General features: G+C 75.2%; 5 protein-coding genes. 2 read left to right on the plus strand and 3 right to left on the minus strand.

Translation table 11 applies throughout. From position 1 onward, the window contains the following. Positions 1 to 77: 77 nt before the first annotated feature. On the minus strand, positions 78 to 2,258 hold the full coding sequence (locus tag PYV61_RS15255) for a penicillin acylase family protein (RefSeq protein WP_275833055.1): 2,181 nt from the start codon (positions 2,256 to 2,258) through the stop codon (positions 78 to 80). A gap of 291 nt (positions 2,259 to 2,549) precedes the next feature. Between PYV61_RS15255 and PYV61_RS15260 the strand changes: the two genes are divergently transcribed. Further along, positions 2,550 to 5,708, plus strand: coding sequence for a SusC/RagA family TonB-linked outer membrane protein (locus tag PYV61_RS15260; protein ID WP_275833056.1), 3,159 nt, complete (start codon positions 2,550 to 2,552; stop codon positions 5,706 to 5,708). Continuing rightward, on the plus strand, positions 5,708 to 7,075 hold the full coding sequence (locus tag PYV61_RS15265) for a hypothetical protein (protein WP_275833058.1): 1,368 nt from the start codon (positions 5,708 to 5,710) through the stop codon (positions 7,073 to 7,075). Before PYV61_RS15260 ends, PYV61_RS15265 begins: the two co-directional genes overlap by 1 nt. A 58-nt stretch (positions 7,076 to 7,133) precedes the next feature. On the opposite strand, the gene PYV61_RS15270 is transcribed toward PYV61_RS15265, so the two are convergent. Further along, positions 7,134 to 7,706: a histidine phosphatase family protein gene (locus PYV61_RS15270; RefSeq protein WP_275833060.1), complete on the minus strand. Its 573-nt coding sequence runs from the start codon at positions 7,704 to 7,706 to the stop codon at positions 7,134 to 7,136. A 140-nt stretch (positions 7,707 to 7,846) separates the two neighbouring features. Next, the coding region (locus tag PYV61_RS15275; RefSeq protein ID WP_275833062.1) for an ABC transporter permease at positions 7,847 to 9,128 on the minus strand (1,282 nt) is incomplete at its 5' end.

Genomic DNA, 9,128 nt, shown 5'->3' on the forward strand with positions numbered 1-9,128 from the left:
GTCGTCGGCGCACGCGGCGGCCAGCAGCGCCGCCGCCAGCCCCGCCCCCAGCGGCGCCCCCAGCGCGAGGCGGCGGCTCACGGCTGCGCCCCCGGCACGTAGCGCCGCACCGTCTGCGCGTCCACGTCGGCGGCGGTGAAGGCGACGCGCTTCGCCTCGCCGCGCGCGAACATCTCGGCCTGGTCGCCGTGCAGCGGCGAGTCGGGACGCGAGCTCTCGCCGTACGCGAGCACCGAGTACGCGCGCGGCACGTCGCGCCCGAACTCGACCCACAGCACCCAGCCGTCGCCCCCGATCACCGAGCGCTTGCCGTCGGGATCGGTGCGGAAGTTCAGCACGCGGAAGCAGCCCAGCGCGCCGCCGCAGCCGCCCACCGGCGCGTCCACCTTGCCGATGCGCACGCGGTGCACGTCGCCCCAGGCCACCGCCACGTCGCCGTGGCGGCGCGCCGTCTCGGCCGCCGCCCACGCGAGGGCGGCGGCGGCGCGCGCCGGGTCCTTGAGCCCGCGCGGCGTGCTCGCCGGCCGCGCCACGTCCCACGGCTCGGCGAACATCGAGTCGGCGTTCTGCCCCTCGGTGTAGCGGCGCCACCAGATCTCGAACAGCACCGCGCCGCGGCTCGCGGGGGCGGCGGTGTCGTCCCACGCCGCCAGCACCTCGGCCGCGCGCGCCGTCGCCGCGTCGGGGGAGGACGCGCGCACCGCCGCCAGCAGGGCCGGCTTCACGCGCTCCGCCAGCAGCATGCGGTAGCTGTGCTTGAGCGCGACCGCGTCCTCGAGGCTCAGCTTCCGCCGCGTGTCCACCAGCGCGAGGCTCAGCTGGCTGCGCAGCCGCAGCGACGGCTCGGGGAAGTTGGCCGGGTAGCGCGACCGGTCGAGCACCCGGTGCAGGTTGGTGTGGTACGGCGCGTCGTTCTCGTTGCGCACGTAGCCGCCGGGCGGGTTGAGGAGCTGCGGGAGCGAGTCGAAGGGGACGTAGCGCGTCCAGACGTCGGCGGTCGTGCGCGCGGGCACCGCGGCCGTGTCGCCGCCGCTCGCGTGCGGGAGCGCCGGGATCGACGCGTTCCAGACGTAGAAGACGTTCCCCGCGCGGTCGGCGTAGGTGAAGTTCGAGTTGATGCGGGCGCGCGTGCGCATCGCCGCCTTCCACTCGTCGAGCGAGCGGGCGCGCACCATGTGCAGGAACTGCTCGCCGGCGCGCCACTCCCCCTCGGCCGCCGCGCGCAGCACGTAGACCTTCCCCCCGTCGCGGTGGATCACGGGGCCGAGCGGGGTGCGCCAGAACTCGCGCGTCTCGGTGGAGAGCCCGGGGCCGTTGCGGTACTCGACGGTGACGGGCGCGCGCTCCAGCGGGAGCGACGCGCCGTCGAGGAGGTAGTGGTCGGCGCGCGCGCTGTCGACGTCGAGCGCGTAGACCTCGTCGAGGTCGGGGGCGTTGTTGGTCGTCGACCAGCCGAGGTCCCTGTTGAAGCCCCCGATGACGCCGAACGGCCCGCCGACGCGGAAGTCGCCGTAGAAGTCGAGGACCCCGGGGACGGTGACGTGCGCCTCGTAGTAGCCGGCGGTCCAGGCGAGGTGCGGGTTGCGCACCAGGATCGCGCGCCCCGACGTGGTGCGCGACGGCGCGAAGGCCCAGGCGTTCGACCCCTCCTCGATCCGGTCGTGCCCCGGCGCCGGCTCCCCCTCGGCCGGGTCGGCGTCGGCGGCGCCGCGGGGGGCGCGCCGCACGCCGAGCGGGTGGAGGCGGGCCAGCAGGCGGCGGGCGTCGGTCGGCGCGGCGACGTTGACGTCGCGCGCGGCCACGTCGTAGCCGGTGAAGCGCGGCGCGAAGCCGGCGGGGAACTCGCCCGGGTGCAGCGCGACGTAGCGGTTGACCCCCTCGGCGAACCCCTCGTAGACCGCGCGCGTGTCCGGCTCCAGCGTCGCGTAGCGCGCCTCGGCCACGGCGCGGGCGTGCCGGGCGAGGAAGTCGCCGCCCATCGAGTCGCGCCCGAACCAGCGCCCCATCTCGCCGCGCGCGCGCAGCAGCCCGACGGCCACCGACGGGCCGTGGTCCTCCAGCTGCACCCAGGCCAGCGCGTAGGCGGCGCCGCGCAGGTGCGGGGCGCGGATGTGGGGGACGCCGTGCGCGTAGCTCCGCACCTCGACGCCGAGCGCGGCCTCGGGGAGCGGGGCCGGGCCCTGCGCCCGGGCGGCTCGCGCGGCGGGCGGCAGGGCGAGCGACAGCGAGACGGCCAGCGGGAGGACGCGGAGGGTCACGGCGGCGGGGCTTCGGTCGGCGGGAGGCGACGGGCGCCTGCATCGTACGTCGCGACGCGCCGCCGCGCTGCCCGCCCCCCGGCGGCGGACACCGATCCGTCACAACGCCCGTGTGGCGCCGCGCGTTCCGGCGTGTAGCTTTGCGCCCGATTCCCCGCCGGCCCGCGCCGGCGGCCCGCCTCCCCGCCCGCGGCCCCAGGGCCGCGCGCCCGTCCGTGTTCGCGCCCGTCCACCCGAGCGCGGCGTCGCCCGTCGGCGACGCCCCTTCCCCCGCCCGAGGACCCGCATGTGATGCCTGGCCCGTCCCCCTCGCCCGCCGCCACGCCCCCGGGCGGCCCCCGCCTCACCCTGGTCCTCGCGCGCGTCGCGGGGGCGCTCGCGCTCGCGGCTGGCACCGCGCTGGCGCAGGCGCCGCAGGCCGCGACGATCACCGGCCGCGTCACCGACGCCGCGACCGGGCAGCCGATCGTCGCCGCGCAGCTCAGCGTGGTGGGCACCACCCTCGGCACGCAGACCAACGCCGCGGGCCAGTACACCATCCGCGGCGTCGGCGCCGGGCCGGCCGAGGTGCGCGTGCTGCGCGTCGGCTTCGCCGAGCAGAAGTCCGCGGTGACCGTCACCGCCGGCCAGGCGGCCACGCTCGACTTCCAGATGCGGAGCGTCGCCACCACGCTGACCCCCGTCGTCACCACGGCGACCGGCGAGCAGCGGCGCGTCGAGGTCGGGAACGCGATCGCGCAGGTCAACGCGGCGGAGGTCGTGGCCACGCGCCCCGTCGCCAACGTCGGCGACCTGCTGACGGCGCGCGCCGCCGGCGTGCAGGTGCTCCCGGGGACGCAGACCGGCGCCGGCACGCGCGTCCGCATCCGCGGCACCTCGTCGCTGTCGCTGACCAACAACCCGATCTACGTGATCGACGGCGTCCGCATGGAGAGCTCCACCGGCTCCTCGACGCTGAGCGTGGGCGGGACGACGCCGAGCCGCGTGGGCGACCTGAACCCCGAGGAGATCGCGAGCCTCGAGATCGTGAAGGGGCCGTCGGCGGCGACGCTCTACGGCACCGACGCGGCCAACGGCGTCATCGTGATCACGACCAAGCGCGGCGCCGCGGGGCGCCCGCAGTGGACGTACTACACCGAGCAGACGGGGATCCGCGACAACAACCAGTACCCGACGGCGTACCGCGGGTGGCGCTCCGGCACGACCGCCGCGACCACGTCGACGGCGTCGAACACGGTGCAGTGCTTCCTCACGCAGCGCATCGCCGCCACCGGCGCCTGCGCGCAGGACAGCGTCACCGCCTACAACCTGCACGACGACCCCGAGGCGACGCCGTACGGCACGGGCTACCGGCAGCAGCACGGCCTCCAGCTGGGCGGCGGCTCCGAGACGGTCCGCTACTTCCTGCACGGCGAGTGGGAGGACGAGGACGGCGTGACGCAGGTCCCGCAGTTCGAGCGCCGCTACCTGGCGTCGCGCGGGCTATCGCTGCTGTCGTCGCAGGAGAGCCCCAACCGGCTCACCCGCGCCACCACGCGCGCGAACTTCAACCTGTCGCTGCCGAGCAACGCCGACATCGCCGTCAGCGCGGGCTACACGTCGCAGGACCTGCGGCTGCCCATGAGCGACGACTCGGGCGTCAGCGGGATCGCGGCCAACGTCTACGGCGGCCCCGGGTTCAAGTACAACCTGAGCCCCGCCGGCGACACGCTGTACGGGTGGCGCCAGTTCACGCCGCGCGACATCTACCAGGCGCAGAGCAACCAGGCGGTCGAGCGCCTGATCGGCTCCACCGCCGCCAACTGGCGGCCGCAGGACTGGCTCGCGCTGCGCGGCAACCTCGGGCTCGACTTCACCGACCGCCGCGACACGCAGCTCTGCCGCTTCGCCAACTGCCCCGACGTCGGCGAGGACCGCCTCGGCTACAAGCGCGACAACCGCGCGACGTTCTTCATCTACACGGTCGACCTGGCCGGCACCGCGACGCGCCAGCTGTCGCAGGCCGTGACCTCGAAGACGACCGCCGGCTTCCAGTTCTACCGCAACGTGTTCTCGGGGAACCGCGCCGTCGCCACGCGCCTCCCCCCCGGCGCCACCACCGTGACCGCGGGCTCGGTCCCTTCGGTCGAGGAGACGACCACCGAGAGCCGCACCCTCGGCGGGTACGTCGAGCAGAACGTCGCGTTCAACGACCGGCTGTTCCTCACGGCGGCCGTGCGCTCGGACCGCAACAGCGCGTTCGGCGCCGACTTCAAGACGGTGTTCTACCCGAAGTTCTCGGCGTCGTGGGTGCTGAGCCAGGAGCCGTTCTTCCCGCAGGCGAGCTGGATGAACCAGCTGCGGCTGCGCGGCGCGTACGGCGCCTCGGGCGTGCAGCCGGGGACGATCGACGCGGTGCAGTACTTCTCGTCCACCACCGCCCGCGTCCGCCCCACCGGCACCGCCGGCGAGGCCGAGGTCGAGGCCCCGGGCGTCGTGTACTCCACGCTCGGCAACCGCAACCTCAAGCCCGAGCGGTCGGCGGAGCTGGAGCTGGGCGTCGACGGCACCTTCTGGAACAGCCGGCTGACGGCCGAGCTGACGTACTACAACAAGCGGTCGACCGACGCCCTGTTCAGCCGCGTCCTGCCGCCGTCGGCGGGCACCGGCGCCACCTCGCGCCTCGAGAACCTGGGCGCCGTGCGCAACTGGGGGTGGGAGTCGCTGATCAACGCGCAGCTCCTGCAGCGCCGCGCGTTCGGCTGGGACGTGACGTTCAACGGCTCGATGAACAGCAACGAGCTGGAGAGCCTGGGCGGGCTCCCCAACATCGTCACCAGCAGCACGCTCCAGCAGCGCGAGGGGTACCCGCTCAACGGCGTCTGGACGCGCGCGCTGACCGGGTACAACGACGCCAACGGCGACGGCATCATCGCCCTGAGCGAGATCACGGTCAGCGACACCGCGGTGTTCCTCGGCTACACGCAGCCGCGCCGCGAGCTGGCGCTCACCAACGGCTTCGACTTCTGGAACCGCCGCTTCCGCGTCTCGGCGATGCTCGACTACAAGGGCGGGCACAAGCTGTACAACAACACGGAGCGCATCCGCTGCGCGAGCCGCCTGAACTGCGCGGGGCTCATCGACCCGAACGCGTCGTTCTTCGAGCAGGCGCGCTCGGTCGCGGTGCGCGAGCACGCCAGCCGTACCGTCGGCGGCTACATCGAGGACGCGGACTTCATCCGCTTCCGCGAGCTGGCGCTCAACTTCAACGCCCCCGAGACGTTCGCCCGCCGGCTCCGCTCGCGCACCATCACGGCGACGCTGGCCGCGCGCAACCTGGGGACGCTCTGGACCAAGTACAGCGGCGTCGACCCCGAGGCGACCGGCACCGCGACGGGCGACTCGCCGTCCGAGTTCCAGGCGTTCGCGCCCGTCACGTTCTACACCTTCCGCATCAGCCTCGGCCTGTGATGACACCACGTCTCGCGGCGGCGCTGCTCGCGGCGGCCGCCCTCCTCCCCGCCGCCGGCTGCACGTCCACCGGCGACCTCCTGTCGGTGACGGACCCCGACATCGTCAACCCGAGCGACGTCCAGTCGGCCGCCGGCGCCAACGCCGTCCGCCTCGGCGCGATCGCCCGCCTCAACGCCGCCACCAGCGGCGGCAGCACCGTCTCCGAGGGGCTGTTCCTCCTCAGCGGGCTGTTCGCCGACGAGTGGGAGAACGGCGACTCGTTCATCGCGCGCCAGGAGGTCGACCAGCGCGTGATCACGATCCAGAACAACTTCCTCACCGACGTCAGCCGGCTGCTGCACCGCAGCCGCCTGTCGGCGGAGCAGGCGACGCGGCTGCTGCGCGAGTTCAGCCCGAACGCCCCGGCCGCCGAGGTGGCCGAGATGTACTTCGTGCAGGCGTACGTCGAGAACGCGGTGGCCGAGCACTACTGCAACGGCCTCGTGTTCAGCACCGTCACCGAGGCCGGGGAGCAGTTCGGCGCCCCGATCACGACGACGGCGGCGTACGAGCGCGCGCTCGCCCACGCCGACTCGGGGCTGGCGCTCGTCACCGGCTCGACGGCGCTCGACGTGCGCACCCGCAGCGCGCTGCGCGTGATCCGCGGGCGCATCCTGCTCAACCTGAACCGCCCGGCGGACGCGGCGACCGCGGTGAACGGGGTCGCGACGAACTTCCGCTACGAGATGCTGCACTCGGCGACCACGAACGCGAACGCGATCTGGTCGTACAACAACCTGAACCGCCGCTACAGCGTCGGGAACAGCGAGGGCACCAACGGGCTGAACTTCGCCACCGCGGCCGACCCGCGCCTGCCGACCTGCCAGGGCGGCGACGCGGCCTGCCGCGCGGCGGGGGTGACGCAGACGCGCCGCGACGACAGCGGCCCGCTGCGCTTCGACGTGCAGCTCCTCTGGCCGGCGCGCGAGACGCCGGTGCCGATCGCCACCGGCATCGAGGCGCGGATGATCGAGGCCGAAGCGCAGCTGCGCGCCAACAACCCGACCGCGTCGCTGGCCACGCTCAACGCGGCGCGCACCACGGTCACCGGGCTCGCCCCGCTGGCCGACGCCGGCACCGAGGCGGCGCGCGTCACGCAGCTCTTCCGCGAGCGCGCCTTCTGGATGTTCGGCACCGGGCACCGCGTCGGCGACCTGCGGCGCCTGGTCCGGCAGTACAACCGCCCGGCCAACACGGTCTTCCCGACGGGCGCGTGGAACAAGGGCGGCGCCTACGGCGGCGACGTCAACTTCCCGGTGCCGCAGGCCGAGGAGAACAACCCGAACGTCCCGCAGGGCAATACCTGCATCGACCGGAACGCCTGACCCGCGTCCCGGTCGCCCGGACGGCCCGGCCACCCCGCGTGGCCGGGCCGTTCCGCGTTCAGGGCGGCGCCATCCGCCAGACGCTCCAGTGCGCGTAGCTGCGCCGCCCGGGCGCGCCGCGCCACCCGGCGGCGGCCAGCTCGCGCGCCAGCAGGCGGCGCATCACGCCGTGCGTCACCACGGCCACCGTCCCGCCGTCGGCCGCCGCGCACCGCGCGGCGCACCGCGCCGCCCGCTCGCGCACGCGCGGCCCGACCTCGGCCGGCTCGGCGCGCCGCCGCGCCAGGTCGAAGATCCACGTCGCGTGGATGCCGAGCGCCCACACCGCCAGCGGCGCGCGCCCGGGGAGCCACGCCGGGATCGGCAGCCCCACCTCGCGCACCAGCGGCGAGCACGCCACCTCGCGCCCCGGGCAGAGCCGCGCGGCCGAGGCGAGCGCGCGCGGCATGTCGCTGGCGGCCAGCACCGCGGCAAGCCGCACCTCGTCCACCAGGGCGGGGGGCGGCGCGTCGTCGTCGTGGATGCCCGCGCGGTCGTAGTCGGCCAGCCAGCGGGTGATCCCGTCGCGGTCGAGCCACGCCGACGGCGGCGGGTGCGCCGAGCGGCCGTGGCGGATGAGGAGGAGCGACATGGCGACGGGGATTGGTCGCCCGCAAGCTAACCGGCCCGACGCGCCTCCGAACTACCGGGAGAACGGATCGAGCGGATGGAACGGATCCGAATCATCCGAAGCATCCGTTCTCCCGGCAGCTCCTCTGTCGCAGCTGACCCTCACCCCTCGTGCAGCACCGCCGCCGGGTCCACGCGCCCCGCGCGCCGCGCCGGGAGGACGCTGGCCAGCACGGCCACGCCCCCGGTCACCACCAGCACGGCGGCGAACGTCGCCGGGTCGGCGGGCGCGACGCCGTGCAGGAACGCCGTCATCGCGCGCGTGAGGGCGAGCGCCAGCACGACGCCGATCGCGAGCCCCGCGCCCGCCTGCGCCAGCCCCGCGCGCAGCCCCAGCGCCACCAGCTCGCCCGGCCGCGCGCCGAGCGCGGCGCGGATCCCGAACTCGTGGGCGCGCGCCGCGACCACCTGCGCCACGATCCCGAAGATCCCGATCGCCGACAGCCCGAGCGCCAGCGCGCCGAACAGCCCGAGCAGCCCCATCGCGAACCGCGGCTCGGCGATCGACGCGCCCACGATCTCGTCCATCGTGCGCACCTCGCTCACCGGGAGCCGCGGGTCGAGCGCGCGCACCTGCGCCCGCACCGGGGCCGCCAGCGCCGCCGCGTCCCCCGCGGCGTGCACGACCAGCGTCATGCTGCGCGACGTGTTGCCGGGCGCGCGCGCGAACTGCGGGAGGGTGACGTAGAACTGCGGCTTCACCTCGGTCACCAGCGCGTTGTGCCGCACGTCGTCGACCACGCCCACCACGGCGTACGCCTGCGTGCTGTCGGAGCCGCCGATGCGCACGCGCGCGCCGAGCGGGTCGCGCCCCGCGAGGTACTTCTCGGCGAAGCGGCGGTTCACCACCATCGCCAGCGGCCCGGCCATCCCGTCGCGCGCGTCGAGCGCGCGCCCGGCGCGCACGCGCAGCCCCATCGCCTCGAAGTAGCCGGGCGTCACGACCTGCCAGTCGCCGGGCGTCCCCTCGTTGGGCGGCGGCGCGTACCCCTCGACCGCGAGCCCCCAGTCGCCCATCTCGCTGGCCAGCGGGAGCTGGCGCACCGCGCCGACGTGGCGCACGCCGGGGAGCGCGGCCACGCGCCGCTGCAGCTCGTCCCAGAAGCCGGCCACGCGCGTCGAGTCGCCGTAGAACGTGCTCGGCGTCGACAGCCGCATGGTGAGCACGCCGGCCGGGCGGAAGCCGGCGTCGATCGCGAACAGGTTGCGCACCGAGCGCACCATGAGCCCCGCCCCGGCGACCAGCACCACGGCCAGCGCCACCTCGGCGACCACCAGCGCCTGCCGCCAGCGCAGCCGCGCCGCGCCCGCGCCGGCCCCGCGCCCGCCCTCGCGCAGCGCCTGCGCGGGCGCCACGCGCACCCCCTGCCACGCCGGGAGCGCC

Source organism: Roseisolibacter sp. H3M3-2, from assembly GCF_029211165.1.
Lineage (GTDB): Bacteria > Gemmatimonadota > Gemmatimonadetes > Gemmatimonadales > Gemmatimonadaceae > Roseisolibacter.